21 protein-coding genes are annotated in these 25865 nt (G+C 62.2%); 6 read left to right on the top strand and 15 right to left on the bottom strand.

Annotated elements, in window-relative coordinates; translation table 11 throughout:
• Positions 1-87: 87 nt before the first annotated feature.
• The 6 genes from OLZ32_RS09180 to OLZ32_RS09155 all read right to left on the bottom strand — a co-directional run bounded on the left by OLZ32_RS09180 (position 88) and on the right by OLZ32_RS09155 (position 6178).
• Positions 88-1191 carry an ABC transporter ATP-binding protein gene (locus OLZ32_RS09180; protein WP_264420620.1) on the bottom strand — a complete coding sequence of 368 codons (1104 nt, stop codon included), beginning with the start codon at positions 1189-1191 and terminating at the stop codon, positions 88-90.
• Positions 1188-2117 (bottom strand): PfkB family carbohydrate kinase, encoded by a 930-nt coding sequence (locus OLZ32_RS09175; protein WP_264420618.1) that lies wholly within the window; start codon positions 2115-2117, stop codon positions 1188-1190. Before OLZ32_RS09175 ends, OLZ32_RS09180 begins: the two co-directional genes overlap by 4 nt.
• Positions 2118-3140, bottom strand: coding sequence for an SIS domain-containing protein (locus OLZ32_RS09170; RefSeq protein ID WP_264420616.1), 1023 nt, complete (start codon positions 3138-3140; stop codon positions 2118-2120).
• Positions 3137-3982: a carbohydrate ABC transporter permease gene (locus tag OLZ32_RS09165; RefSeq protein WP_017989278.1), complete on the bottom strand. Its 846-nt coding sequence runs from the start codon at positions 3980-3982 to the stop codon at positions 3137-3139. The genes OLZ32_RS09170 and OLZ32_RS09165 overlap by 4 nt, the downstream gene beginning before the upstream one ends.
• Entirely contained in the window at positions 3982-4866 is an 885-nt protein-coding gene (locus OLZ32_RS09160; protein ID WP_264420614.1) for a carbohydrate ABC transporter permease, read from the bottom strand. The genes OLZ32_RS09165 and OLZ32_RS09160 overlap by 1 nt, the downstream gene beginning before the upstream one ends.
• Positions 4867-4939: 73 nt before the next feature.
• Positions 4940-6178, bottom strand: coding sequence for an extracellular solute-binding protein (locus tag OLZ32_RS09155; RefSeq protein ID WP_017989276.1), 1239 nt, complete (start codon positions 6176-6178; stop codon positions 4940-4942).
• A gap of 223 nt (positions 6179-6401) precedes the next feature.
• Between OLZ32_RS09155 and OLZ32_RS09150 the strand changes: the two genes are divergently transcribed.
• The 5 genes from OLZ32_RS09150 (at position 6402) to OLZ32_RS09130 (ending at position 12489) form a co-directional block, all read left to right on the top strand.
• The gene (locus OLZ32_RS09150) at positions 6402-7607 is read left to right on the top strand and encodes an ROK family transcriptional regulator (protein WP_264420612.1); all 1206 of its coding nucleotides are present in this window, start codon (positions 6402-6404) and stop codon (positions 7605-7607) included.
• 361 nt (positions 7608-7968) lie between these two features.
• Entirely contained in the window at positions 7969-9324 is a 1356-nt protein-coding gene (locus OLZ32_RS09145) for an extracellular solute-binding protein (RefSeq protein ID WP_003542468.1), read from the top strand.
• 232 nt (positions 9325-9556) lie between these two features.
• The gene (locus OLZ32_RS09140; RefSeq protein WP_003542466.1) at positions 9557-10441 is read left to right on the top strand and encodes a carbohydrate ABC transporter permease; all 885 of its coding nucleotides are present in this window, start codon (positions 9557-9559) and stop codon (positions 10439-10441) included.
• A 10-nt stretch (positions 10442-10451) separates the two neighbouring features.
• On the top strand, positions 10452-11366 hold the full coding sequence (locus OLZ32_RS09135; protein ID WP_003542464.1) for an ABC transporter permease subunit: 915 nt from the start codon (positions 10452-10454) through the stop codon (positions 11364-11366).
• 13 nt (positions 11367-11379) lie between these two features.
• The gene (locus OLZ32_RS09130) at positions 11380-12489 is read left to right on the top strand and encodes a sn-glycerol-3-phosphate import ATP-binding protein UgpC (RefSeq protein ID WP_264420609.1); all 1110 of its coding nucleotides are present in this window, start codon (positions 11380-11382) and stop codon (positions 12487-12489) included.
• Between the two features lie 72 nt (positions 12490-12561).
• Here OLZ32_RS09130 and OLZ32_RS09125 read toward each other — a convergent pair whose 3' ends face one another.
• Positions 12562-13035: a cupin domain-containing protein gene (locus tag OLZ32_RS09125; protein ID WP_264420607.1), complete on the bottom strand. Its 474-nt coding sequence runs from the start codon at positions 13033-13035 to the stop codon at positions 12562-12564.
• A 130-nt stretch (positions 13036-13165) separates the two neighbouring features.
• Here OLZ32_RS09125 and OLZ32_RS09120 point away from each other — a divergent pair, with 130 nt between their 5' ends.
• Positions 13166-13708, top strand: a complete 543-nt coding sequence (locus OLZ32_RS09120; protein WP_264420605.1) for a carboxymuconolactone decarboxylase family protein — start codon at positions 13166-13168, stop codon at positions 13706-13708.
• A 4-nt stretch (positions 13709-13712) separates the two neighbouring features.
• On the opposite strand, the gene OLZ32_RS09115 is transcribed toward OLZ32_RS09120, so the two are convergent.
• From OLZ32_RS09115 to OLZ32_RS09080, 8 genes are all read right to left on the bottom strand, one after another.
• Positions 13713-15815 (bottom strand): beta-galactosidase, encoded by a 2103-nt coding sequence (locus OLZ32_RS09115; protein ID WP_264420603.1) that lies wholly within the window; start codon positions 15813-15815, stop codon positions 13713-13715.
• 108 nt (positions 15816-15923) lie between these two features.
• Positions 15924-16799 (bottom strand): 2-hydroxy-3-oxopropionate reductase, encoded by an 876-nt coding sequence (locus OLZ32_RS09110; protein ID WP_264420600.1) that lies wholly within the window; start codon positions 16797-16799, stop codon positions 15924-15926.
• Positions 16796-17590, bottom strand: a complete 795-nt coding sequence (gene otnI / locus OLZ32_RS09105; protein WP_264420599.1) for a 2-oxo-tetronate isomerase — start codon at positions 17588-17590, stop codon at positions 16796-16798. Before otnI ends, OLZ32_RS09110 begins: the two co-directional genes overlap by 4 nt.
• A gap of 10 nt (positions 17591-17600) precedes the next feature.
• The gene (locus OLZ32_RS09100; protein ID WP_168271779.1) at positions 17601-19319 is read right to left on the bottom strand and encodes an ABC transporter ATP-binding protein; all 1719 of its coding nucleotides are present in this window, start codon (positions 19317-19319) and stop codon (positions 17601-17603) included.
• A 10-nt stretch (positions 19320-19329) separates the two neighbouring features.
• A complete protein-coding gene (locus tag OLZ32_RS09095; protein WP_264420594.1) occupies positions 19330-20520 on the bottom strand; it encodes an ABC transporter permease in 1191 nt (396 codons plus the stop codon).
• 10 nt (positions 20521-20530) lie between these two features.
• Positions 20531-21517, bottom strand: a complete 987-nt coding sequence (locus OLZ32_RS09090) for an ABC transporter permease (protein WP_011653237.1) — start codon at positions 21515-21517, stop codon at positions 20531-20533.
• A 104-nt stretch (positions 21518-21621) separates the two neighbouring features.
• Positions 21622-23730, bottom strand: coding sequence for a family 10 glycosylhydrolase (locus OLZ32_RS09085; RefSeq protein WP_131603406.1), 2109 nt, complete (start codon positions 23728-23730; stop codon positions 21622-21624).
• Between the two features lie 85 nt (positions 23731-23815).
• Positions 23816-25741 (bottom strand): ABC transporter substrate-binding protein, encoded by a 1926-nt coding sequence (locus OLZ32_RS09080; protein ID WP_264420588.1) that lies wholly within the window; start codon positions 25739-25741, stop codon positions 23816-23818.
• Between the last annotated feature and the right edge of the window lie 124 nt (positions 25742-25865).

The raw sequence follows: 25865 nt of genomic DNA, 5'->3' as shown, positions 1-25865 counted from the left end.
GCGCGACATGCTCTGGAGAATGATGCCGAAAAGAGTGAGCGGTTTTCGGACGACATCATGCTCTAACTATATAATGCAGAACAGGATTCAGATTTTAGGCCGACCCGGCCTAAAATCATCCTGTTCTAAGCTGAGACCGGTTTCCGGGTCGAAGAGATGCATTGCCTCCTCGTCGAAATAGAGGGTGAGCTTTTCGCAGTCGCGGATCGGTGTGCGTGGCGGCAGGCAGGCCATCAGGCGTTGGTTTCCGGCAAGGGCGGTGACGACGAGTTCCGGGCCGGTCAGCTCTGCGACCTCAAGAGTTGCCTCGATCGACGGGCCAGTGTCGTCCGTGCGAAGTGCCTCGGGACGGATGCCGAGGATAAGGTCGCGGCCATTGCCGGCCGTCTCACGGAAACGAGCGGGCAGGGGCAGGATCGCATCGGAGCCTGAAAGCGCCAGCCGGCCGTCCCGCGCCGTTGCCTTCAGCAGGTTCATCGGCGGCGCGCCGACGAAGGTCGCGACATAGAGCGTTGCGGGATGGTTGTAGATCTCCTCCGGCGTGCCCAACTGCTCGATGCGGCCGTCGCGCATGACGGCGATGCGGCTTGCAAGGGTCATCGCCTCGATCTGGTCATGGGTGACGTAGACGACCGTGGTCTTCAGCATCTGATGCAGCCGCTTGATCTCGGTGCGCATCTCCATGCGCAACTTGGCGTCAAGGTTGGAGAGCGGCTCGTCGAAGAGGAATACCTCAGGTTTGCGCACCAGCGCGCGGCCGATGGCGACGCGCTGGCGCTGACCGCCGGAAAGCTGGCTCGGCTTGCGGTCGAGGAGGTTTTCGATCTGCAGGAGCTTTGCAGCATCGTGTACGGCCCTGTCGCGCTCCTGCGCCGGCACCTTGCGCATTTCCAGGCCGAAGCCGATGTTCCGGTGCACCGTCAGATTGGGATAAAGCGCGTAGGATTGAAAGACCATGGCGATGTCGCGGTCCTTCGGATGCACGCCGAGTACCGAGCGGCCGCCGATCCTGACATCGCCGCTCGTCGCCTCGGCAAGGCCGGCGATGATGTTCAGCAGGGTGGACTTGCCGCAGCCGGAGGAGCCGAGCAGCACCAGGAACTCGCCGCTTTCCAACGAGATGTCGATGCCTTTCAGCGTCTCGACGTCGCCATAGGTCTTGCGGATGTTTTGAATTTCGAGCGCGCTCATCGCACGGGCTCCTGAAGAGATGTCGGGCCGCCATAGTTGCGGGGAAGAGTCGATATGGCGCGCGAGGCAACCTCGGTTCCCGCCATCAGGCAGGAAACCAGCGGCTCACCGCTTGCGAGCGCGGCGAGAAAGGCGGCGTTGAAGACATCGCCGGCGCCGATCGTATCGACGACTTCGACAACGGGTGCTGCCACCGAAACCAAGCTGCCGTCCGGCCCGATCGCGAGAGCGCCGTCCGGGCCGCGTTTGACGACGACGATCGCACCCGCGGGCATATGTGATTTGATGTGACGCGCGGCCTCGATCGGATCGGCGATGCCGGCAAGCGTCGTCGATTCGACTTCGTTCAGCAGCGCGATGCCGCAGCGGGAGAGCCAGGCGCGCGTCGCTGCGCAATTCTCGTCTGTCCAGCCGTCGAGCGGCCAGCCGGTGTCGAGCGCGACGATGATGTCATGGCTGTCGGTCCAATCGAAGAAGGCGTCATATTCCGCCGTCAAATCGTCGGTCAGGAACGAGCCGCAGAGAAGGGAGTAACCGCCGGCGAGGCGTGCGCTGTCGAGGACCGCGAAGACATCTGCCAGGCTGAAACGCGGCAGGTGGCCCCTCGTCGTGAAGAAGGTGCGCTCGCCGTCCGGATGGGTGATGCCGACGGAGAGCGTCGTTTTCTCAGGACGTACCGGCCACTTGTCGGAACGGTGGCCGAAGGCTTCGCTCAGCCAGCGACCGAACTGATCACTGCCGATATTGGCGGCGATCTCGAATTCGACGCCGAGCGCTTGCCAGGCGAGCGCGCTGTTGCCGGCGGCCCCGCCGACGCGCAACTCGTCATGGTCGACGATGATTTCCGTCCCGGCCTTCGGCCAGGGCGCGGCCGGGCCAAGGATCAGGTCGACATTGACGTTGCCGATGACTGCAAGCGGCCGCATTCATTCGCTCCGGGTGATTTTGGTGGATCGAACCGGCGTTCCCGCATTCTCCACGCGGGCATCGGCAAAGGCGATCATCAGCCGCTGGGCGACCGGCAGCATGGCGAAGATCGCGGCAAGACCGGTTGCAGGCGCAAAGCGGATCGTCACCGCGCCAGCGACCGGCGCTTCGCTGGACGCGTCGAACAGGATGACGGAGGCGCCGGTCTCGACGGCGGATATCGCCATTGCCGTCACCAGGCCGGCCGTCTCTTCCAAGCCGCGGAACAGCACGACGCCGATCTCCGGCCCCAGCATCTCCATCGGCCCATGGCGCAGCTGGCCGCCTTCGAGCGAGAAGCAGGGACGGCGCGACAGCTCGGTCAATCCGAGTGCCAGCGCCTCGGCGACACCCTGCAGCCGGCGGCCTGACGTGACGACGGTCGCGACGTTTTCGAGTGCCGAGAGGGCGGCGGCGATGTCACGGTCTTCCGGCGCCTTGAGGGCGGTAAGTGCGGCGCTGGGATCTTCGCCGAGGGCGGAAAGGATTGCCAGATGCAGGGCGAAGGTCACCGTCAGGCTGCGGGTCGCGGCGAAGGCTAGCTCGGTGCCGCCGCTACCCACCAGCGACGGGGCGGTTCTTGCGAGGAAGGAGCCACCTTCGAGCGTCAGGCCGAAAGTCTCTTCCGTGCCGCCGGTCTCGTTGAACCAACGCACGACTTCGGCGCTTTCGCCCGATTGCGAGGTAACGAAGATCGTCCTGCCGGTGATCGGCAGCGGCTGGCCGAGCTGTTCGGACAGCGGCAAGGCGACGGCGTCGATGCCGAGGGCCCGGTAGAGTGGCTCAACGGCGCGGTTGACGGCATGCGAGCCGCCCATGCCGATGAGCAGCAGCCGGCCGGTCTTCTTCAGCGAGGCGGCGGCCCTCGCCGCCATCGGCTGGGCCGCTTCATAGGAGACGATCGCATCGGCATGCTGGCGCGCCATTTCGCGATCGATCGCGGCAAGTCCGGCCGGCCGGGGTCTTTCTGATGTCATGTTCATCCCTTGACGCCGCCGCTGGTGAGCCCCGAAATCAGGGCGCGTTGCATGACGAGACCGATCAGCACCGGGGGCAGGGCGGCGAGCACCCCTGCCGTCGCGATCAATCCGTAATCGGAAACGCGGCCGCCGGCGAGATCGGCAATGGCGACGGTCAGCGTCTTGGCGCGCTGGTCCGAAGTGAAGAGCAGCGCGTAGAAGAATTCATCCCACGCAAGCAGGAAGGCAAAGAGGCTTGACGTCGCCACCACGGGGGCGGCCAGCGGCAGCGTGATGATCCGCAGCGTCTGGAAGAGACCGGCGCCGTCGATCATCGCGGCGGATTCGATCTCGCGCGGGATGGAATCGAAGCCGGATTTCATCAGCCAGGTGGTGAAAGGCGCAAGGATGGTGAGATAGACGAGGGCGAGGCCGAAGACGTTGTTCAGCATGCCGAGATGGGAAAGCCCCATATAGAGCGGCACGGCGAGCGCCACCGGCGGCAGCATGTAGGTGGCGATCACCATCGACAGCGACCAGCCGATGGACGGCGTGCGTGATACTGCCCAGCCGGCCGGAATGGCCAGCGCAATGGCGGCGATCGTCGCCATGCCCGCCACCTCGATGCTGTTTCGCAGCGACGAGGTGAAGGCGTCGCCGGCGCTGTTTTCGAGCGTCGAGAGCAGCACGCCGTAGCGCGAGAAATCCGCCGTCTGCGGCCACCAGCGCAGCGGCTTTGCCGCAAGGTCGGCGGCCGGCGAGATGCTCATGATGAACAGCCAAAGGATCGGCGCCAGGATGACGGCGGCAAGCAGCAGCGCGCAGAGGTGGATGAAGGCGGAAAAGAGCGTGCTCCGGCGTTCCATCAGGCAGCACTCCCGGCCGTCTTGCGCACCAGAGCGGCGTAGCTGGCGGCCAGCAGCGTCACCAGCAGCGTGACAATCAATGCCAGTGAGGCGCCCGAGCCTGCCCGCTGGAAGGAAAAGGCTTCCTGATAGACCAGGATCGACAGCGTGCGCGTGCTGTTGGCCGGGCCGCCGCGGGTCATGACCCAGATGATATCGAACACTTTGAAGGCCTCGATCGTGCGCAGCACCAGGGCCACCATCAATGGACCGGCGAGATAGGGCAGGATGACGAAGCGGAAGCGGGCGAAAGCGCCGGCGCCGTCGACCAGCGAGGCGGCGGTGATGTCGCGCGGCACGGCCTGGAGTGCGGCCAGCGCGATCAGCGCCACCAGCGGGAAATTCTTCCAGCAATCGGCGACGATGAGGGCCGCCAGCGCCGTGCCCGGTTCGCCGAGCCAGGAGCGGTAAGCCTCCAGCAGGCCGAGTTGAGTCAGCGCGGCGTTCAGTGCGCCGTATTCCGGATTGTAGATCAGCCGCCAGAGCGTGGCGTTCACAACGGTCGGCAGCGCCCAGGGCAGGATCATCAGAGCGCGAAGCGCGGTGCGGCCGCGAAACTGCTGGTTCAGCAGCAGGGCTGCCAAAACGCCGATTACCATTTCGGCGGCGACCGAGATGATCGCGAACCATGCGGTGGTAACAAGCGTGCGCTGGAAATTCGAGCCGGAGATCATCTTCACGTAATTGTCGATGCCGACGAAGTTTCCTTCCGTGCCGACGAGCTTGGCATCGGTGAAGGAGAGGCCGACGGTATCGATCAGAGGCCAGCCAATGACTGATATCATGACCACGAGAAGCGGCAGCATCAAAAGCCACGCGCGGGTTGTCAGCCAAGTGCCCGACATCAAGGCGACCCTTCTTCCTTATAGGTGTTCGAGACCGGGCGACGGCAGGCGCCGCCCGGGTCTTCATGCTTGATCAGAGGCCGCTATTGTCGGCGGCCGACTTCAGCGCGTCCTCGGGAGAGGACTGGCCGAGCAGCGATTCCTGGATCGCCTGCTGCAGCGCGGTCGAGAGCTCCTGATATTTCGGCGTCGTCGGACGCGGATACATCGCGGCAAGGCCGATCTTGGCGGCGGAGATCAGCTCTTCCTGGCCCTTGGTGACATCAGGGTCCTCATAGGACGACGCCCAGATCGGCAAGCTGAGCTTGGCATAGGCATTCTGCGTCGCCTGCGAGGTCATGAAGGTGATGTATTTCCAGGCCTCCTCGGGATGCTGGCTGGCCGAGGTGATGCCGAGGCCCATCGAGCCGTTGACGGCCGAAGCCTCGCTCTTGCCGGCAATACCCGGCGCCGCCACGACGCCGACCTTGCCCGCGACCTTGCTGTCCTTCGGATTGTTGGCCATGTTGTACATGTAGGTCCAGTTCAGCGCGAAGGCGGCATCGCCGTTTTCGAAGACCTTGCGGACGTCCTCTTCCAGGAATTCCTTGGAGTTCGGATTGGTGAGGCCCGAGGAATAGCTGGAAACCATGTATTTCAACGCATCGAGGCCGCCGCCGGTCTGGAAGGCCGGCTTGCCGTCTTTCAGGAAATCGCCGCCATAGGCGCTGACGAGCGTGGTGTAATCGCAGATCGCGGCTTCGGCCTGCGACCAGCTCCAGGCGATCGGGGTGGCGAGCAGGCCCTTGTCCTTGATCGTCTTTGCCTGCTCGGTCAGCTCGTCCCAGGTCTTGGGTGGAGCCTTGATGCCGGCCTTTTCGAGGATTTCCTTGTTATAGAACAGATATTTAGTGTCGAGGATCCACGGCATGCCGTAATATTTGCCGTCATATTGCACGGTGGTCCAGGCACCCGGCAGCACGCCCTTCTTCATCTCGTCGGTGACGCGCGAGGAGACGTCGACCAGCACCTTGTTGGTGGCGTATTCGGCCGGCCAGATGACGTCGAAGAGGACGACGTCATAACCACTGCCGGAACCCTGCGCCAGCACCGTCTTGTCGTGCAGGCCTTCATAGGGAACGAATTCGAGATTGACCTTGATATCGGGGTTCGCCTTGGCGAAGGCGTCGGTCATGGCGCGCACATCGGCCTCGCTATAGGCGGCCTGCGCCATGAAGAGCGCGTTCAGCGTCGTTTCGGCGAAAGCGTGCGGCGCAAGGGATGCGCCGATCAAGGCCGCACCCAGAAGCGTCTTGTTAAAGGATTTCAGCATTGCAGCCTCCAGTTTTTGACAATTACGCATTGCCGAGGGCGGTCCTCCGCCATCGGTGTTCGAGAGGGCACGCGCGGAAAGCGTGCCGGTTCGTCGTCTCGGAGCGTCGTCGGAGCCGTTGCCCAGCTCCTGCGTTCCCTGGAACTCTCCGGTTCCTCATTAAGTCAAGTGTCTTGACTTATTACTTCTTCAACATTCTATTGGAGTCAAGAGGGAATTGCACATGAATGACAATCGCCCGATCCGGGCCAAGAGCGGCACCAATCACGAAGGCACCAGCGCGCATAACCGGCGCGTGATGATCGATGCCCTGAGAATCAACGGTGCGCTTTCACGCGCCGATCTGGCACGGGCGACGCGGCTGACCAAGCAGACGGTGTCCAATATCATCGAGGAACTCGAGCGCGACGGTCTCGTCAGTTCGCAAGAGGCGGTGAGGAGGGGCAGGGGGCAGCCGTCGACACCTTATTGTCTCGTGCCCGAAGGCGCCTTTGCGATCGGCCTGCAGATCGACCGGCATGTGACGCGGGCGGTCGCCGTCGATCTCGTCGGCAGCGTTCTCGTGCGTGATGAGGCCGGCCTCCCGCCCGGAGGTCCGTCGAACGGGACGAAGGTCATCCTCGATCTCGTCGCCGGCATACGCTCAAAGCTTGCTGGGATCGTCCAACAGTCGGAAAAGCGGCTGGTCGGCCTCGGCGCCGCCATGCCCGGGCCCTTCGGTGTCGCCGGCAGCGGTGACGATCCGTGGATGATGGAGGCCTGGCAGAAATTTCCGCTGCTCGAAACGCTGGCCGCCGGCACTGGGCTCGATGTCGGCCTGCAGAACGACGCGGCCGCGGCCGCCACCGCCGAGCGCATGGTGGGCGCCGCCCACGGCCTCGACCATGCGGTCTGCCTCTTCGTCGGCTACGGCATCGGCGCCGGCCTCATTCTGAACGGCGAGCTCTATCGCGGCACCAATGGCAATGCCGGCGAGATCGGCATGGCACTGCTGTTTGCCGACGGCAAATCGACGCCGCTCGAACATCGCGCCTCGCTCGCCTCTCTCTATCGGCATCTGTCGGTCGATCCCGCCGATCCCGGCCTTTATGCACGGATCAACGACCTTGCATTGCGGGGCGATCAAAGCATCGACGCCTGGGTCGAAGCAGCGGCAGTGGACCTGCGCTGGAGCATCCATCTCATCGAGACGCTGTTCGATCCGCAGACGGTGATCCTCTGCGGCAGCGCGCCGGAAGCGCTGGTGAACAGGTTGATTGCGGCAATCGGCCCGTTGCTGCCTTCGATCGCCGAACGTCGTGGCCGGACGCTGCCGCGCCTGCAGCCCGGCATGGCCGATCCCTGGTCTGTGGCGCTCGGGGCTGCCGCGGGACCGATCAGCCGTGCATTCGACCCGCGGTTTGCTGCAATTTTGAAGGATTCCCTTTGATTTTGAGGCTGAAACCGAGCGTTGCACAGCAGTGCAACGGCAAAATGCGGCTGTTTTTGCAAGTTTCATTCCAGCTGGACGCACGAATAAAGGCGCTTTCTTCCAATATAATTCAACATTAAACGCCTTCTAAAATTGTGTTTATTTTAATGTAGATATATAGTATTTCAAATACATTTGAGAGCACCGCTAAGTTCCTCTAAATATTTCTCGAAATGTTACGAATAATGATTGTATGACTGTTTTGTGACAACTAGAATTGGAACATTTCATGTCATGTAATATTCATTGGCGGCGGCAATTTGAACCAGCTAATAGGGCGTGCGCTGAAAGTGCGCGTCCTTTTACGTTCGAGGTTCTCATGCAAGCCAAGCTTCTCGGCGCCGTTGGCGCCCTTCTCGCTACAGCGTTTCTTGCTGGTCCCGCTGCCGCCGCCGATAAGACCAAAATTGACTTCTGGTTCGGCAATTCCGGTGACATCGCAAAGCGTGTCCAGGAGCAGTGCGATCGCTTCAACCAGTCGCAGGCCGACTACGAAGTCGTCTGCACCAGCCAGGGCAGCTACGACGCGTCCCTGCAGAACACCATCGCTGCCTTCCGCGCCGGCAAGCAGCCGACCATCGCCCAGGTCTCCGACGCCGGCACCCTCGACATCATGCTCTCCGGCGCCTACTACCCGGCCAACAAGCTGATGACCGACATGGGCTACACCGTCGACTGGAAGGACTACTTCTCCGGTATCTCCGGTTACTACGCGACATCGAAGGGCGAGATGTACTCCTTCCCCTTCAACTCCTCGACCGCTCTTCTCTACTGGAACAAGGACGCCTTCGCCAAGATCGGCAAGGATCATGCTCCGGCGACCTGGAAGGAAGCAGGCGAGGACCTCAAGGCTCTGAAGGATGCAGGCTATGCTTGCCCGCTCGGCTTTGACATCTCCAACAACGAAGTCTGGCAGTACATCGAGCAGTTCGAAGCCGTCAACGGCGAAGCGATCGCCACGAAGAAGAACGGCTTTGAAGGTCTCGACGCCGAGCTGGTGTTCAACAAGAACCCGCTTCTCGTCAGCTACATCAAGGACCTCAAGTCCTGGTACGACGACAAGCTGGTCGTCATCAAGAATAAGGCTGTCGGCCAGACCTTCGTCGAAGCCTTTGCCGCTGGCGATTGCCAGGTCATCCTGACCTCCGTCGGCGACCACGGCAACGTTGGCCGCACCGCCAAGCAAGGCATGAACTGGGACGTTGCCATGCTCCCGACCTACGGCGACGCAACCCGTCACAGCTCTTATGTCGGCGGCGCTTCGCTCTGGGTTCTGCAGGGTCACTCCGACGCCGAATACAAGGCTGCTGCCGCCTTCTTCAACTTCATCGCAAAGCCGGAAGAAGCTCTTACCTGGTCGACCGTTACCGGCTACATCCCGGTTCGCAACTCCGGTTTCGAATATCTGAATAAGCAGGGCTTCTATGGCAAGGCGCCTTATGCCGGCCGCGAACTCGCCATTCAGAGCCTGACCGCTTCGCCGGCTGGCGACGCGGCTCCGCAGGGCATCCGCCTCGGTGGCCTGCTGCAGGTCCGCACCGAAATCGCCAATGGTCTGCAGGCAATCTTCGTCAACAATGCCGATGTCCAGGCTTCGCTCGACAGTGCTGCCGAACGCGGCAATACGCTCCTGCGTCGCTTCCAGCAGACCTACAAGAACGTTCAGCTCCCCTGATCGGCTGATATGAGCCGCACCCGGCCCGCATTTTGCGCGCCGGGTGCGTCTTTGTAAGTTCTTTAGTCGGCCGCGGATGCGAGCTCGCCGCCCGCGCCTGAAGCGCGCCGCAATCTTTCAGGTTCGCTCCTGGCGCTTTAGATCTATATTTTTACGCATCTCGCTACAGCAAAACTGCTGCACAGTTTTGCGCGACATGCTTTAAACCAAACCAGGACGAAAACGGCCACTCATGGAAAAGCGCGTCACTTTCTCCTCGACGACGATCGGACTGCTCTTCGCATTTCCGATGCTGTTGCTGATCTTCGTCTTCTTCTACTGGCCGAGCGCGCAGGCGCTCTATTGGGCGTTCACGCTCGAGCAGCCATGGGGCGGCGGTAATGCCTGGGTCGGTTTCGACAATTTCAGACAGTTGCTCACCGATCCTGTTTATTGGGACTCGATCACCCGCAGCATGATCTTCGGCTTCAGCTCGACGGCCATCGCCATGGGGCTGGCGCTGATCCTGGCGCTTTTGACGGATCGTGAACTGCGCGGCCACAAAGTCTACCGGTCGGTCTTCATCTGGCCTTACGCAATTGCCGCCCCCGCTCTCGGCCTCGCCTTCCGCTTCATCCTGGCACCGGAGGCCGGCCTTCTGTCTGTTATCAACCACGTCTGGCCCGGCCTCTGGAACCCCGCGCTCGACGGCAAGGACGCGATGATCGCGGTCGTCGTCGCCTTCTCCTGGAAATATATCGGCTACAACTTCATCTTCTTCCTCTCAGCGCTGCAAGGCATTCCGCGCTCGCTGATCGAGGCCGCCGCAATGGACGGTTCGGGGCCGATGCGCCGGATCTGGGATATCCAGCTGCCCCTGCTGACGCCGACGCTGTTCTTCCTGCTCGTCATCAACATCACCGAGAGTTTCCAGGATTCCTTCGGTATCGTCGACGTCATGACGCAGGGCGGCCCGGCGCGCGCCACCGAGCTCATGGTCTACAAGATCTATTTCGACGGCTTCAGAGGTCTCGACTATTCGGGCGCCGCAGCGCAGTCCATCATCCTGATGGTGCTCGTTGTCCTGCTCACCATCTTCCAGTTCCGCTTCATCGAGCGGCGCGTGCATTACAAGTGAGGTCGCGGACATGATCGAACGCACGCCGATATTCAACTTCATCTGCTATACGCTTCTCGCGCTCGGCATGGTGATCGCGCTTCTGCCTTTCGCCATCGTCATCATCGCCTCGACGCTTGATCTGGAGACGGTCAATCGCGTGCCGCTGCCGCTGGTTCCAGGCTCGCATTTCTGGGAAAACGCGCAGACCGCCTGGGTTCGCGCCGATCTCGGCAACAAGCTGTTCCACAGCATCATCTTCGCCGCAACCGTCGGCGCCGGCAAGGTCATGCTGTCTTCCATGGCAGCCTTCTCGATCGTCTACTTCCGCTTCCGCGGCCGGTATGTGATTTTCTGGATCATCTTCATAACGCTGATGCTACCGCTGGAAGTCCGCATCGTGCCGACCTATTCGATTGCGGCCAACGCGCTGCAGCCTTTCCAGACGATCCTCGACGTCACCGGCATAAGCTGGCTCGTCGCGCAGATCACCGGCGTCCAGATCAAGCTCGAATGGGGCCTGTTGAATTCCTATCCCGGTCTCGTTCTGCCGCTGGTCGCAACCGCGACCGGCACCTTCCTATACCGGCAGTTCTACCTGACGGTTCCCGACGAACTGGCCGAGGCCTCGAAGATGGACGGATCGGGCCCGGTCCGGTTCTTCTGGGATATTCTGCTGCCGCTCTCGCGGCCAAATATGATTGCGCTCTTCACCATCATGTTCGTCTGGGCCTGGAACCAGTATCTCTGGCCGCTGCTGATCACCACCGATCCGAATTTCGGCATCGCCGTGACGCAGCTCAAAACCCTCATCCCGTCCGAATTCGGCCTGCCCGACTGGAACGTCGCCATGGCCGGAACCCTGATCATCATGTCGCCGCCATTGATCCTCGTCATTCTGATGCAGCGCTGGTTCGTACGCGGCCTTATCTCCACCGAGAAGTGAAGGAGTATTTCCCTTGGCACCGATCTCCATTCGTGGCGTGAAGAAAAACTACGGCAAGATCCCCGTCGTTCACGGCGTCGATCTCGACATCCAGTCGGGCGAGTTCATCGTCATCCTCGGCCCGTCCGGCTGCGGCAAGTCCACGCTGCTGCGCATGATCGCCGGCCTCGAGGAAATCACCGGCGGTGAAATCGCCATTGACGGCCGCGTCGTCAACCAGTTGGAGCCGCGCGAGCGCGGCTGTGCCATGGTCTTCCAGAACTATGCGCTTTATCCGCATATGAGTGTTGCCGAGAATATCGGCTACGCATTGAAAGTGGCCGGCGTCTCGAAGGCGGAGCGTCAGCAGCGCATCGGCGAGGTCGCCAAGGCGCTCAGCCTCGAACCCTTCCTCGAGCGAAGGCCCGCCGCTCTTTCGGGCGGTCAACGCCAGCGCGTCGCCATGGGCCGCGCGATGATCCGCGAGCCAAAGGTGTTTCTCTTCGACGAGCCGCTGTCGAACCTCGACGCCAAGCTGCGTATCGCCATGCGCGCCGAAATCCGCCGCCTGCACCGCCGCCTCGGCGCCACTTCGATCTTCGTCACGCATGACCAGACCGAGGCGATGACGCTGGCCGACCGGCTGGTGGTGATGAACGGCGGCAGGGTGGAGCAGGTCGGCACGCCCGAAGAGGTCTATCATCATCCGGTTTCGCGCTTCGTCGCGGGCTTCGTCGGCACGCCGGCGATGAACCTGCTCGAGGGTACGATCAATGACGAGGGCGTCTTCGTCTACGATCAAAGCCGCAAGGTCGCACTGCCGCGCGAGCGCGCCGCCCCGCTGAAAGGCAAACGCGTCGTGCTCGGCATGCGCGCCGAGGCTGCCCGGCTGGTGGCCCCGGATGCGCCGGGCGCCCTCACCGCAACGGCCGATTTCATCGAAGAACTCGGCGCAAGCCGCGTTGTCCACGCCGATTTCGATGGGCTGCCCTTTGCCGTGGCGCTGACTGAGGCCGTGAAGGTGAAGTCGGGCGATCCGATCGGCATCGCGATCGATTACGACCAGATCCACCTCTATGCCGCCGATACCGGCCGGATCATAGAGAACCCCGTTATGAACAGCGCAGGCGCCGTCCACGCCTAAAGCGTCTGCGATGATCCTTAGAGAGCGTTCGGCGGCTGAGGATGTCAGCCGCTTGCTCGAAGGTGAATTGCTCTATCGGTGGATCGGGTCGATCCACGCGACGTCCTCTGGCTTTTCGACCGGCTCGATATCGAGGTTGACGACGACCGGTTCCTGGGCTGAGCGGACGAGCACGCATTCCAGCGTCTCGTCGCGGCTGGCGTTGATCTCCTGATGCGGCACATAGGGTGGAACATAGATGAAGTCACCTGGGCCGGCCTCGGCGGTATATTCCAGATGCTCGCCCCAGCGCATGCGGGCCTTTCCCTTGACCACGTAGATGATGCTTTCGAGATCGCCGTGGTGATGTGCACCGGTCTTGGCGTTGGCATGGATCGTCACCGTGCCGGCCCAGATCTTCTCGGCTCCGGCGCGCGCATTGTTGATCGCGGTCGCGCGGTTCATGCCCGGCGTTTGTGCGGTGTTCGGATCGAGCGAATTGCCGGGAATGACCTTGACGCCATGTTCCCGCCAGTCGACATGGTGATGCTCGTGGTCGTCGCTCATGCCTTATCTCCGCTTTCGATGTGGTCAGTCTAGGCTCGAGCCGGGCGGTGGCCAAGCGGATTTGCCGCGCGCGGCCACACGACATCTCGGCACCGATAGCTTCTGTGCGCCTAAGGAAAGAACGGACCCGATGAGCCACCTCCCGCAGATCGACTATGACACCGCTTCGGAAGAGGTTCGTGCGGCGCATGACGAGGAAGTCAGGCTACGCGGGCGGATGACCAACATGAAGCGGACGCTGCTGCATTCGCCCGCCGCCCACCGCATCTATGCCGAATGGTTCACGCTGCGGGCGGAGCTCGATCCTGCTGTCAGCGACCGGGCGATCTGGATCTTCTCGCATGCGATCTCGAAGGCGGCGAAATCGAAAATCGCCATCACCTTCTTTCGCCGGGCGCTGATCAACAAGGGTTTCAATCCCGATGCGCTGGAGCTTTCCGACGAGGAAGCGCTGCTCGACGCCTTCGGCAAGGCGGTCGTCGCCGATTCCAACGCTGTTCCCGCCGAACTCTGGGCGAAGCTGAAAGAGCGCTACGAGACCAAGGTGCTCGTCGATCTCGTCGCCTTTGCCGGCATCATGCTGGCGACCGCCGTCTTCAACAATGTCGTCGAGGTCGACTTCGACCCCGAGCTTGAAGCCTTTGCCGAAGGCGCCAGTTCATCCGCATCCTGAAGTTTCAGCTGTCGAGCGGCAGGATCAGCACATCGCGCGGCGGCACCTCGATGCCACTATTGCCGATATGGTCGATCGGCCAGACTGCCTGGCTTTGCGCAAGCGTTCCTCGGGCGAGCGTCACCTCGGTCTTCTGCGCCGTTCTCGTTGGATTGACGAGCCAGAGGAAGCTGCCCTTTTCTCCCTCGTGGATACGGGCGAAGAGTGCGGTATTCGATAGCGTCACATGGCGTTTCTTCCCGCTCCATCTCAATAGTTCAGCGAAGAAAGCGCGGTTCGCCTTCCCTTGCGTGCGGTAACAGGCAACGGAAGGATTGGTGCCGATCAGCAGCGTGCGGCCCTTGCCATAGGCATTTTCGACGACGGCAAGACGGCCGTCGGTGAAGTGGCCGCGTCCCGTTCCGCCGGTCAGCCGATAAGACTGCAGGAAGCCGCCACCATCGACCGCGGCGCCGTCGAGATCGAAATGGATGCGGTCGCCGATATCGGGCATGAATTCGACTTCCTCCTCGCGCGCGCCGAAGACCTCGTCGAGGCCCATGTTCGGCTGCACGGTGCCGACATGGCCGCGATCGCCGAAATAGCCGGGGCATGCCTCGGCAATCAGCGTGCCGCCGTTTTCGACCCAGGCTTTCAGGCGTTTCGCCTGTTCCGATGTGAACATGATCGGATAGGGGAAATAGAGGAAATCATAGGCTGCGATATCGTCGATATGCACCCAGTCCGGCTGCACGCCATTTTCGAGGAAGGCACGATAGGCGCCCCACATGGCTTCGGGATAGGGCTTTTCCTTGCGGTCGTGGTTCAGGAGGTAATCGAACTCCTGCGTTTCGCGAACGACAAGGATGCCGACCTCGCCGCGCACGGGCTTTGCCTCCCAGAGGGGGCCTTGCGCCTTGTCGTTTGCCCATTTCGCCATGGCGCTTGCCATGTCGGAGCGCGGCGTGCGCGAGCCGTCCATGCCGTAGGAGCCGAAAGCGCCGAAGAGCGGGCCATCGAGCAGCGGGCGCCAGCGCAGATTGATCACGCCGCGGGCGCCGCCGGCAAGCGAGGTCATGCTCCAGAGGCGGATATCCTCGGGCTCGGCGATGCGGCCATCCTCCTTGTCGCGGCCGATCACCTGCGGCTGCAGCCAGAGCGGGCCGCCCTGGCGCTCGGCGTGCCAGAACGGCTTGCCGCGGGCGGCAGCGCGGTTGATGTCGACGCCGTACCAGTTCTTCCAGGCTTCCGACCCCTTGCGGGCCTGGATCCAGGTGAAGCCGTAAACCTCGACCTTGGAGGCGGCGAGCCAGTCGTCGCAGCCGTTGGCCGCCATGTTGGGAATTGCGCCGGATATGCCGTGGGCAACGATGGTGTTCTTCTGGTCGACGGCGCGGATGGTGTCGATGCGCCATTGCATTTGGTCGTAGAAATTGTCGCGCTTGAACTGCAGCCAATCGATACATTCGGGGTAGGGCGCCATGTGCACCGGCGGCTCGATATCGTCCCATTCGGCATAGCTGTAGCGGTACCAGGCTTTCGCCAAGACCTTCAGGCTGCCGTACTTCTTCTCCAGCCATTTGCGAAAGGCTGATTTGGCATAGGGGCTGTAATCGACATCGGCGGAATAGTTGCACTCGTTCCAGACGTCATAGCCATAGATCGCCGGATGATCCTTGTAGCGGGTGGCGAGCGCGGTCAGGAATTTTCCCGCCGCTTCCTTCACTTCGGGGCAGTTCAGCGTCAGGGCGCCGGCGCCGCCACCATTGTTGGAGAAGCCGCCGGTCGCCGACGAGACGCCCATATAGGAACCGAGTTTGGTGCCGTCGGCATTGACCTGCAGCGCATGAGCATATTTGCGCACTGCCCAGTCCGGCACGGCATGGATCAATTCGGCGATGACGGTCTTGATGCCGTTTGCAGCGGCAAGGTCCATCTGACGGTCGTATTCCTCCCAATCGTAGACGCCGGGGGCGGTTTCGATCGCGCTCCACATGAACCAGTGGCGGAAGATGTTGAGGCCGTCCTGCCCGGCGGTGGCGTAGTCGCGTTCCCAATCTTCGCGGGGCGGGTTGGACTTGCGGAAATAGACGGCGCCGTAGGGCAGCTGGATATCTTTGTTGAGCATTTTCCTGTCCTTCTCTATCGATGACCGGACATGGCTTCGCCGTCCGGAAAGAAGGCTCCGGCAGTCGGCAATCGAAGATGTCGTCCGGTTGTTCTAAAAAGCGTTGATCTAGCGCGGCCCTCCGGCGAGGAGTTCCAGGGTGCGGATGAGGGCGGAATGGTCGCGTTCGCCGTCGCCATTGGCGATCGCGGCATTCATCAGCTGCTGCGTGGCGGCCGTGTTCGGCAGCGACAGATCGAGTGCGCGGGCGGCATCGACGGCAAGCGTCATGTCCTTGCGGTGCAAGCGGATGCGGAAGCCGGGCTCGAAGGTCTCCTTGACCATGCGCTCGCCATGCACTTCGAGGATGCGCGAGGAGGCAAAGCCGCCCATCAGCGCGGTGCGCACCTTGGCCGGATCGGCGCCGGCACGCTTGGCAAACAGCAGCGCTTCGGCAACCGCCTCGATCGTTAGACCGACGATGATCTGGTTGGCGACCTTCGCCGTCTGGCCGTCGCCGCTACCGCCGACATGGGTGATGTTCTTGCCCATCTTCTCGAAAAGCGGTTTGGCGCGTTCGAAAGCCTGCTCCTTGCCGCCGACCATGATCGTCAGCGAGGCGGCCTTGGCGCCGACCTCGCCGCCGGAAACCGGGGCATCGAGATAATCGCAGCCGAGCGCCTCGATGCGTTTGGCGAAAGTCTTGGTGGCGACCGGCGAGATCGAACTCATGTCGATAACAAGCTTGCCCCGGGAAAGGCCGGCGGCGACGCCATCTTCGCCGAACAGCACCGCCTCGACATCTGGTGTATCCGGCAGCATCAGGATGATGATGTCGGAGGCCTCAGTCACGGCCTTGGCGCTGGCGGCGGCTTTGCCGCCCTTGTCGACAAGATGCTGCGAAGCCTCCTTCACGCGGCTCAGATGCAGCGTGTGGCCGGCGTCGATCAGGTGTTCCGTCATCGGGCGGCCCATGACGCCCAGTCCGATAAATCCGATGTTCATGCTGTCCTCGCTGACGTCAGATAGGGTTTCATCCAGCCGAGGCCTTCGCTGGTGCCGGATTTCGGCTTGTACTCGCAGCCGACCCAGCCGTCGTAGCCGAGGCGATCGAGCTCGGAGAGGATGAAACCGTAATTGATCTCGCCGGTGCCGGGTTCGTTGCGGCCGGGATTGTCGGCGATCTGCACATGGGCGATCTTCTCCTTCAGTCTTGTGAAGGTGGGGATCAGGTCGCCCTGCATGATCTGCATGTGGTAGAAATCATACTGGATGTAGAGATTGTCCGAGCCGACCCGGTCGAGAATGCGTTCGGCATCAGCGGTGGTCGACAGGAAGAAGCCGGGAATATCGCGCAGGTTGATCGGCTCGACCAGCAGCTTGACGCCGACGTCGGCACAACGCTTTGCAGCATATTTCAGATTGTCGACCAGCACATTTTCCAGCGTTTGAAGGTCCGCACCCTTCGGCACCAGCCCGGAGATGACATTCACCTGCCGGCAATCGAGCGCTGCGGCATAGTCGAGCGCCTGCGCGATCCCGTTGCGGAACTCCTCTACGCGCTCCGGCAGGCAGGCGATGCCGCGCTCGCCGCCGGCCCAGTCGCCTGATGGCACGTTGAAGAGCGCCTGTTTCAGGCCGCTCGCCTCCAGCGCCTCGGCGACCTTCTCCTTGGGTTCGGCATAGGGGCCGAGATATTCGAGGGCGCCAAAGCCGTCCTCTGCGGCTGCCGTGAAGCGGTCGAGAAAGGGCAGGTCCTGGTAGAGGAAGGAAAGGTTGGCGGAAAATTTCGGCACGGGATCGTCCTTAAATATTGGCAGGCGCGACGAAACGATGCCGGTGCAGCATGCGCTTGTCGCGAGGGTCGGGATTGGGAACGGCGGAGATGAGGCTCTTCGTATAGGCCTCCTCGGGAGCGGTGCAGATCTGTTCGGCCTCGCCGAGTTCGACGATTTTGCCGCGATGCATGACGGCGACGCGATCGCAGAAATAACGCACGACCGAAATGTCGTGCGAGATGAAGATAAAGCTCAGGTTCAACCGTTGACGAATATCGAGCAACAGGTCGAGGATCTGGCTGCGGATCGAGACGTCGAGTGCCGACGTTGCCTCGTCGGCGATGATGATGCGCGGATCGAGTGCAAGGGCGCGGGCGATGCCGATGCGCTGGCGCTGGCCGCCGGAGAAGGCATGCGGATAACGCTCCATGCCCATCGGATCGAGGCCGACCAGGCGCATCAGTTCGGCGACGCGGTCCTCCAGCGCCTTGCCCTTGGCCAGACCGTTGACAACAAGCGGATCGCCGATCACTTCCTTGACGGTCATGCGCGGATTGAGCGAGGCGAAAGGATCCTGGAAGACCAGGCGGACTTCGCGGTGGAAGGTGCGGAGTTCGCGCTTGGTGAGTTTCGTGACGTCGATCTCGCTACCGTCCTTGCCGCGATAGCTGATGCTGCCCGATGTCGGCTCGACGGTGCGCAGGATGAGCCGGCCGAGCGTCGTCTTGCCGGAGCCGCTTTCGCCGACGATGCCGAGGTTTTCGCCGGGATAAAGATCGAAGCTGGCGTCGTCGACGGCGCGCAGCGTATTGGCCTTGCCGTGCCAACCGTAGATCTTGCCGAGATTGCGGACGGACAGGATCGGCTGCGGTGCCTCCGGCGACAGCGCCACGGCGGGCAGCCTGCCTTCGACATGGTGGGTGAGCTTGACCGTCGAGGCCAGCAATTGGCGGGTATAGGGATGCTCGGCGGCGTGGTAGATCGCATCGACCGGTCCGCGCTCGACGATGCGGCCGAAGCGCATGACGGCAACATCATCGGCCACTTCGGCGACGATCCCCATGTCATGGGTGATGAGCAGCATGGCCATGCCGCGTTCGACCTGCAGCCGCTTGATCAGGTCGAGGATTTCGGCCTGGGTGGTGACGTCGAGCGCCGTCGTCGGCTCGTCGGCGATGAGAATATCGGGATTGCCGGCAAGCGCCATGGCGATCATGGCGCGCTGGCGCATGCCGCCGGAGAATTCGAAGGTGTAGCGGTCGGCCATCTTGTCCGGGTTCGGGATCTCGACCTGGCGCAGCAGTTCGACGGTCCTTTCGCGGGCGGCGCGATGATCGAGATTGCTGTGCAGGCGCACCGCCTCGATGATCTGCGAGCCGATGGTGTGCACCGGCGACAGCGAGCTCATCGGCTCCTGGAAGATCAGGCCGATGCGGCGGCCGCGGATGGCGCGCATCGCCCGGTCGGACGGCTTCAAGGCGGCAATGTCGATGACCCCGTTACCCCCGTCGCCATTGCTGAGCAGGATGCGGCCGGAAACGATGCTGCCGGGGCTGTCGACGATCTGCAGCAGCGAGCGGGCGGTGACGCTTTTGCCGGAGCCGCTTTCGCCGACGAGGCAGAGCGTCTGGCCACGCTTCAGCTCGAAGCTGACATTTTCGACGGCGTGCAGGATGTGGGTGCGCAGCCTGAAATCGATCGAGAGGTTTTCGACGGAGAGAACGACGTCTTTTGAAAGATCGGCCATGGTTTCCTCCTCAATTGTCGTAAGGGTCGGCGGCATCGCGCAGGCCGTCGCCGAAGAAATTGAAGGATAGGACGGCGACGACGACTGCGAGCGACGGCCAGATCAGGAGCCACGGCGCGGTAGCGACGGTGCGGATGTTCTGGGCGTCCTGCAGCAGCACGCCCCAGCTGACGACCGGCGGCTTGAGGCCGATGCCGAGGAAGGACAGCGAGGTCTCGGCGACGATCATGGTCGGCACGGCCAGCGTCACGACCGCAAGGATGTGGCTCGTCAGCGACGGCAGGATGTGGCGGAAGATCAGCCGCGCTTCGCTCGATCCGTCGAGCCGGGCGGCGACGACGAAATCCTCGCTGCGCAGTGCCAGGAACCGGCCGCGCACCTCCCGCGCCAGGCTGGTCCAGCCGAGCAGCGAGACGATGATCGTTATGACGAAATAGACATTGACCGGCGACCATGTCAGCGGGATCGCCGCCGCCAGGCCGAGCCATAGCGGGATGGTCGGCATGGCGCTGACGACCTCGATGACGCGCTGGATCAGCGTATCCACCCAGCCGCCGTAGAAGCCGGAGATCGAGCCGAGCACGACGCCCAGGATCAACGACATGGCGACGCCGACGAGGCCGATCGACATGGATACGCGGGTGCCGTAGACGAGGCGCGAGAAGACGTCGCGGCCGAGCCGGTCGGCGCCGAGCAGATACATTGGGTCGTTCTTGTTAAGGGGGCCGATCAGGTGACGGTTCATCGGGATCAGGCCCCAGAGATCGTAGGCCGCGCCTTTGACGAAGAAGCCGATCGGGACGACCTTGGTTTCGTCGACGACGAAGGTGCGGCGCAGCGCCACCTTGTCGATCTCGACCTTGTAGCCCTTCACGTGGAAATTGAACTCCGAGCTGCCGTCCGGTTTTTCGACGAAGAAGCTGAAGCCCTGCGGCGGTGCATAGGTATATTGCGGCCGTGAGGTCATCGGCAAAGCCGGCGCCAGGAATTCGGCGAAGAGGCCAACCAGATAGAGGAAGAGGATGATGGCGCCGGCCACCATCGCCACTTTCTGGCGGACCAGTTTGCCGGCGACCAGCCGCCAGGGGCCGATCGCGGCGGTCGAGACGGTCTTGCCCTGTTTCAGCGGGCTGATCGAGGGACCGTCGGCAACAGTGTGAAGCGGACCAGCATGGGCTCCGAAGGTTTCGTGCGTGCTCATCGCATCCCCCTCAATTGAACCGGATGCGCGGATCGAGCAGCGCCAGCAGCAGATCCGACAGCAGCATGCCGACAAGGGTCAGCGCGCTCAATAGCAGGATGAAGCTGCCGGCGAGATACATGTCCTGCGAGATTAGCGCGCGGAAGAGCAGCGGGCCGGCCGTCGGCAGGTTCAGCACGATAGCGGTAATGGTGACGCCGGAGACAAGATGCGGCAGCACCCAGCCGATCGCCGAAACGAAGGGATTGAGCGCGATTCTGACCGGATATTTGAGGATCACCTTGTATTCCGGCAGTCCCTTGGCGCGAGCGGTGACGACATAGGGCTTGTGCAGCTCGTCGGTCAGGTTGGCGCGCAGGATACGGATCATCGCTGCCGTTCCGGATGCGCCGATGATGATGATCGGTATCCAGAGATGAGCGAGGAAATCGCCGACCTTGGCGAGGCTCCAGGGCGCCTCGGCATATTCCGGCGAAATCAGCCCGCCGACGCTCTGGCCGAGATATTTATAGGCGACGTACATCAGCGTCAGCGCCAGGATGAAGTTCGGTACGGCAAGGCCGATGAAGCCGAGGAAGGTAAAGACATGGTCGCCGATGGAGTGGCGGCGGACAGCGGAATAGATGCCGATCGGCAAAGCCACGATCCAGACGAAGAGCAGGCTCAAGAGCGAGATTACCAGCGTCGAGCCCATGCGCGCCCAAATCAGCCCGGAGACGGGCTGGCCCCACTCGAAGGAGTAGCCGAAGTCGCCGCGGCTGACGATGCCCCAGATCCATTTCAGATATTGGACATAGAAGGGGTCGTCGAAGCCGTAGATTTCCTTCAGCCGCTCGATCTGCGCGGGATCGACGGTCTGGCCGCTGTCGCTCATGGTGGCGATCATCGACGTCAGATAGTCACCCGGCGGCAGCTGGATGATCAGGAACGAGATCAGCGACATGCCGAACAAGGTCGGGATCATGTAGAGCACGCGCTTGAAGATATAGCCAAGCATCGAAACGTTTCTCCTCCCGTCGGGAACGCTGTGACGCGCTTCCCCCGGATCTTCATCCGCCTTCGGCCCTCCAGGCCGAAAGCGCTCCTCCGTCGCATGTCATCTCATTTCCAAGTGAGATGCAGGACCTCCAGCCGATCGATACCAGGTACCTCCACCTGGGCGCGGCCATTCCCGAGGCTGAAGCTTGCGGCGCGGTCGGCAACGACGAGCCAGGCCTTCGCCACCGATCGGCCCTCCGGAATCTCCACCGAAACGGTCTGCGCTGCCAGAGGGTAATTGTCGCGGATCGGGCCTTTCATCATCATCGGGTTGGTGAGGTTGAAGAGGCTGAGCGCCAGACCCTCACCGCTTTCGCGCAACGCCAGATCGATGACGCCCTTGCCCTTGACGGTGACGCGTGGCGTCTTGCCGAGTGCCCAATGGACGGCGTTGGCGATGAGACGGGCGTGGTCGACGGCAAAGACCTCCCAGAAGATCTCGCCGATGTTCCAGGGGATGTAGACCGTGCGTCCGCCCCTGCCGGTTTCGCGGGCGATGACGGCAGCACCTTTCGGGGCCTCGCGCGGGTAGACCTCTTCCATCGGCAGGTCGGGAAAATCGGGGACATAGAGGAAGGGCGTCTTCGAATCGGCCGACGGTTCGGCGTGGATCAGGCGGGTGCCGCCCATGATGCGTTCGGCGCCGTCGAAGCCCCGATTGATCGGGTGATCGCCGGAAAGGGCGACATAGGTGTTCTTGACGATGCCGCGCGGGCCGGAGACGTATCTGGCGCCGAGCACGTCGGCCAGACCGAATTCGTCACGCTTCTTGCCGAATTCGTCACGCAGCGACGTCTCGTAGGAGGCAATGACGCTGCCGCCGCGATCGACATAGGCGCGGATCGCCGCGTTCTGCGCATCCGAAAGGCAGGAGGCGTTGGCGAGAATGATGAGCTTGAAGCGGTCGAGGTTTTCCGCGGTCAGCACCTGGTCCGAGAGCAGCTCGAAGGGCAGGCGGGCTTCGACGAGGGCATGGTAAAGACCGAGATCGTGCTTTTCGGCGGAATGCCGCTCTTCCGGCGCCCAGTGGCGCAGCGTCGTCGAGGGATCGACGACGGCGATTTCGGCGGTCGGCTTCATGCTTTCCAGCACCGGCTCGACGGCTGCCTGCAGGCCGAAGGCGTCGGCGACCGGCTCGACCCAGCGTTTGTCGGGCACGACACCGTTGAACTTGGTGAACCAGGCATAGAGACCGTGGGCGGTGCCGTCATTGATCCAGAGCTGCATCTCCTCACCCGAGGTGACGGCATCCTTCCAGCGATATTCCTCCTCCGGGCCGATCGAGGTGATCAGCACGACCGGGCGGTCGGGGAAGGTGGCGCGAATGCGCTTGCCGTTGCGGCCAGCCGACCAGCCGAGTTCGAGCCCCTTGCGGCCCTGATGGTCGACTACGAGGAAGGGGCAGTGCCTGGCGATGACCGAGAGGTCGAATTCCATCAGCGACGCGCCGCCCATGTTCGGAATGAAGCTCGCATGCGGGCGGATCGCTTTGACGGCATCGTCCCATTGCGCGATCATGTCGGTGAGCACGCGGCGGCGCCATTGCACCCAGGCCTGCCAGGCCGGATCCTCGGCATCGGGCTTCTTCGGCAGAGCATGGCCGGACATGTCTTTGAAGCGGCGGGCGCTGTCTTCGCTATAATCGACGCCGTGGCCCTGCCAGCGATTGGCGAAGACCGCATCGATATCGTATTTGCGGACGATCTCCTTGACCACCTCAGGCATGAAGACGCTGTTGTAGTCGCCATAGGCATTGGTCACCCAGACATCGGGATAGGCCCAGTGGCGGCGCGGCGTGCCGTCGGCATTGATCATCACCCATTCGGGATGGGCTTTGGCGGCATCGTCATGGATCGCATGCGGGTCGACGCGGGCCATGACATGCATGTCGAGCTTGCGGGCGGCATCGACGAGCGCGCCGAAGATATCCTTGTCGCCGAGATACTTGCTCACATAGTGGTAAGGCACTTCGCTCGGATAATAGGCGATATAGCCGCCGGCACTGAGGCAGACTGCGTTCGATTTCGTGCGTTTGAAGACATCGATCCAGAAGGCCGGGTCGTATTTCTCCGGATCGTCTTCCACGAAGGTCAGTTGGGTCCACCGGGTCGCCGTCTTGAACCAGTCCGGCGTCCTCAGCGTGTGGGTATTCTGTTTTCTGGCATCAAGCATCGTCTTCATCCAATCATTGGCAAAAGAAGAGCCTCGGCGCCAACCGGAGGGCCGGCGCCTGGCATGCATCATGGAGAAAAGGCCATCAGGCCTTATAGAACTGCTCCGGCATGGTCGGAGCGGGTGTCGGCCAGCCGAAGGAGTTCGGCATGATCTTCGTGATGTTCTTCATGTTGTTCTTGACGATGCCGTAGCCGTCAGGCGGAAGCGAGATGCCGAAGACATAGAAATTGTCGGCGGCGCCTTGAAGGATCTGCTTCATGACCTCGCGCTGGCCTGATGCGTCGGAAGTCGCCTTCAGCTTGTCGTAGAGCGCAAGCTGGCTCTTCGTGCTTTCCGGCGGTTCCTCGGCATTGGCATTGGCGCGGTCGCGATACCAGAGTTGCCAGGCCGGGGCATACATGGCGTTGGCATCGGTCGGCACATAGTAGCGCGGGTCGAGCATGGCGGCGACGCCGCCATTCGCGCCGAACTGATGGGCGGTCGCATCGAAATCACGGCCCTGGCGGACGCGCGTCTCCCAGAGCGAACGGTCCATCGAGCGCATCTGCGCATCGATGCCGACCGCCTGGAACATCGGGATCACCAGCTGGAAGAGGTCGAGGAAGACGGCACGCGCCTGGTCGATCTCGAAGATGATCGTCAGGCGGCGCCCCTTTTCGTCGAGGCGGAAGTTCTGGTCGTCGCGCTTCGGCACGAGCTGGTCGAGCATGGCATTCGCCTTGTCGACGTCATAGGCCGTGAACTGCGTGGCGAGCTGCTCGTTGTAGAGCGGGTCCTCCTTCTTGATCGACGGCTGGGCAGCCGCGCCCTGGCCGACGAGCACCGCATCGATCAGCGACTGCCGGTCGAGTGCTGTCGAGAGTGCCGCACGGAAATCCTTATTCCGGAAGAGCTTCCGCTTGGTCTCGTCATTGTGGTTCAGGTTGAAGATGAAATTCATCACATTGGCTTCGGTCGAGGTCAGCGTGTAGAAATCATAGCCGCCCTGCTCACGCGCATCGTAGAGAACCGACTTGTTGTTCGGCGTGGCGATGTACTGGTCCATCAGGTCGACTTCGCCCTGCATTGCCTTCAGCAGCAGAACCTGCGGGTCGGCGACCATCTGATAGACGATGCGGTCCATATAGGGCAGCTGGTTGCCCTCGGTATCGACCTTCCAGTAGTAGGGATTGCGCTCGGCAACGGCGCGTTCGGTGTTTTCGCCGGGCGCTATCGTGAACATCCAGGCATGCACGCAGGGCTTCTTCGAGGAGTTCAGGAAGAAGGCGTTGTCATCCTGGAAACCGGCGGCCGCCTGGAAGGAGGCGATCCAGCTTTCGAAGCCGCGTTGCTTGGCGAGTTCATCAGCCTTCGGATTAAAGTCGATGTGAAACTGCTCGAGATAATGCTTCGGCGTGCGCGTCGTCTGGTCGTTGTTCGCCCAGGCGACCTGCAGCGGGAACAGGCCGTTCGGCTTGTCGAAGATGACCTTGAAGGTCTGCTCGTCGACGATCTCCAGCTTGGCCGGCTTGCCGCCGGACTTCCAATGATCCTGACCGACAAAGGCGACGCGCTTGTCGGTGAAAACGGTGTCGTACCAGAACTTGATGTCGGCGGTGGTGTAGGGATGGCCGTCCGACCATTTCATGCCCTTGCGCAGGCGGATCGTATAGACCTTGGAGTCGGCGTCGCCCTCAAAGGACTCAGCGACATTCAGCGTCACGCCAGACCAGTCGGGCGTATAGCGCAACAGCGGCTCGTAGGCCTGGTAGCGGAACAGCATCGACAGCGACCCGCCGCCGACCAGCGCCATGTTCCAGTCGCCGCCGTACTTGCCGACGCTTTCGACCGGTTTGACGACGAGCGGATTTTCAGGAAGCCGCTCCTTCACACCCGGCAGGGCGCCGCTCGACACTTTCGCTTTCAAGATACCCGCTTCCTTGAAGTCAGCGGCGAAAACCGGCAGGGCCGGCGATATCAGGGCGGCCGACGTCCCGGCCAGAAACGCACGTCGTTTCAGCTTGATCATAGGGATCTCCTCCAAAAATCCGTGCCCTTATCATTATTTTTGCTGTGGGCTGGGATGAGGGAAAGATTACATTTGGATATTGTTAGGTAAAGCGTTATGTTTCTGTTAGTGCGAAAATTTGCCA

Source organism: Rhizobium acaciae (assembly GCF_025941625.1).
Taxonomy (GTDB): domain Bacteria; phylum Pseudomonadota; class Alphaproteobacteria; order Rhizobiales; family Rhizobiaceae; genus Rhizobium; species Rhizobium acaciae.
This window is presented reverse-complemented; position numbering and strand designations above follow the sequence as displayed.

Excerpts from the sequence above, each read along its gene's own strand:
- OLZ32_RS09120 (WP_264420605.1), top strand. The coding sequence starts at position 13,166 with ATGAGCCACCTCCCGCAGATCGACTATGACACCGCTTCGGAAGAGGTT.
- OLZ32_RS09110 (WP_264420600.1), bottom strand. The coding sequence starts at position 16,799 with ATGAACATCGGATTTATCGGACTGGGCGTCATGGGCCGCCCGATGACG.
- OLZ32_RS09090 (WP_011653237.1), bottom strand. The coding sequence starts at position 21,517 with ATGCTTGGCTATATCTTCAAGCGCGTGCTCTACATGATCCCGACCTTG.
- OLZ32_RS09135 (WP_003542464.1), top strand. The coding sequence starts at position 10,452 with ATGATCGAACGCACGCCGATATTCAACTTCATCTGCTATACGCTTCTC.
- OLZ32_RS09085 (WP_131603406.1), bottom strand. The coding sequence starts at position 23,730 with ATGCTTGATGCCAGAAAACAGAATACCCACACGCTGAGGACGCCGGAC.
- OLZ32_RS09140 (WP_003542466.1), top strand. The coding sequence starts at position 9,557 with ATGGAAAAGCGCGTCACTTTCTCCTCGACGACGATCGGACTGCTCTTC.
- OLZ32_RS09125 (WP_264420607.1), bottom strand. The coding sequence starts at position 13,035 with ATGAGCGACGACCACGAGCATCACCATGTCGACTGGCGGGAACATGGC.
- OLZ32_RS09145 (WP_003542468.1), top strand. The coding sequence starts at position 7,969 with ATGCAAGCCAAGCTTCTCGGCGCCGTTGGCGCCCTTCTCGCTACAGCG.
- OLZ32_RS09080 (WP_264420588.1), bottom strand. The coding sequence starts at position 25,741 with ATGATCAAGCTGAAACGACGTGCGTTTCTGGCCGGGACGTCGGCCGCC.
- OLZ32_RS09170 (WP_264420616.1), bottom strand. The coding sequence starts at position 3,140 with ATGAACATGACATCAGAAAGACCCCGGCCGGCCGGACTTGCCGCGATC.
- OLZ32_RS09150 (WP_264420612.1), top strand. The coding sequence starts at position 6,402 with ATGAATGACAATCGCCCGATCCGGGCCAAGAGCGGCACCAATCACGAA.
- OLZ32_RS09095 (WP_264420594.1), bottom strand. The coding sequence starts at position 20,520 with ATGAGCACGCACGAAACCTTCGGAGCCCATGCTGGTCCGCTTCACACT.
- OLZ32_RS09175 (WP_264420618.1), bottom strand. The coding sequence starts at position 2,117 with ATGCGGCCGCTTGCAGTCATCGGCAACGTCAATGTCGACCTGATCCTT.
- OLZ32_RS09100 (WP_168271779.1), bottom strand. The coding sequence starts at position 19,319 with ATGGCCGATCTTTCAAAAGACGTCGTTCTCTCCGTCGAAAACCTCTCG.
- OLZ32_RS09180 (WP_264420620.1), bottom strand. The coding sequence starts at position 1,191 with ATGAGCGCGCTCGAAATTCAAAACATCCGCAAGACCTATGGCGACGTC.
- OLZ32_RS09160 (WP_264420614.1), bottom strand. The coding sequence starts at position 4,866 with ATGTCGGGCACTTGGCTGACAACCCGCGCGTGGCTTTTGATGCTGCCG.
- OLZ32_RS09115 (WP_264420603.1), bottom strand. The coding sequence starts at position 15,815 with ATGCTCAACAAAGATATCCAGCTGCCCTACGGCGCCGTCTATTTCCGC.
- OLZ32_RS09165 (WP_017989278.1), bottom strand. The coding sequence starts at position 3,982 with ATGGAACGCCGGAGCACGCTCTTTTCCGCCTTCATCCACCTCTGCGCG.
- OLZ32_RS09155 (WP_017989276.1), bottom strand. The coding sequence starts at position 6,178 with ATGCTGAAATCCTTTAACAAGACGCTTCTGGGTGCGGCCTTGATCGGC.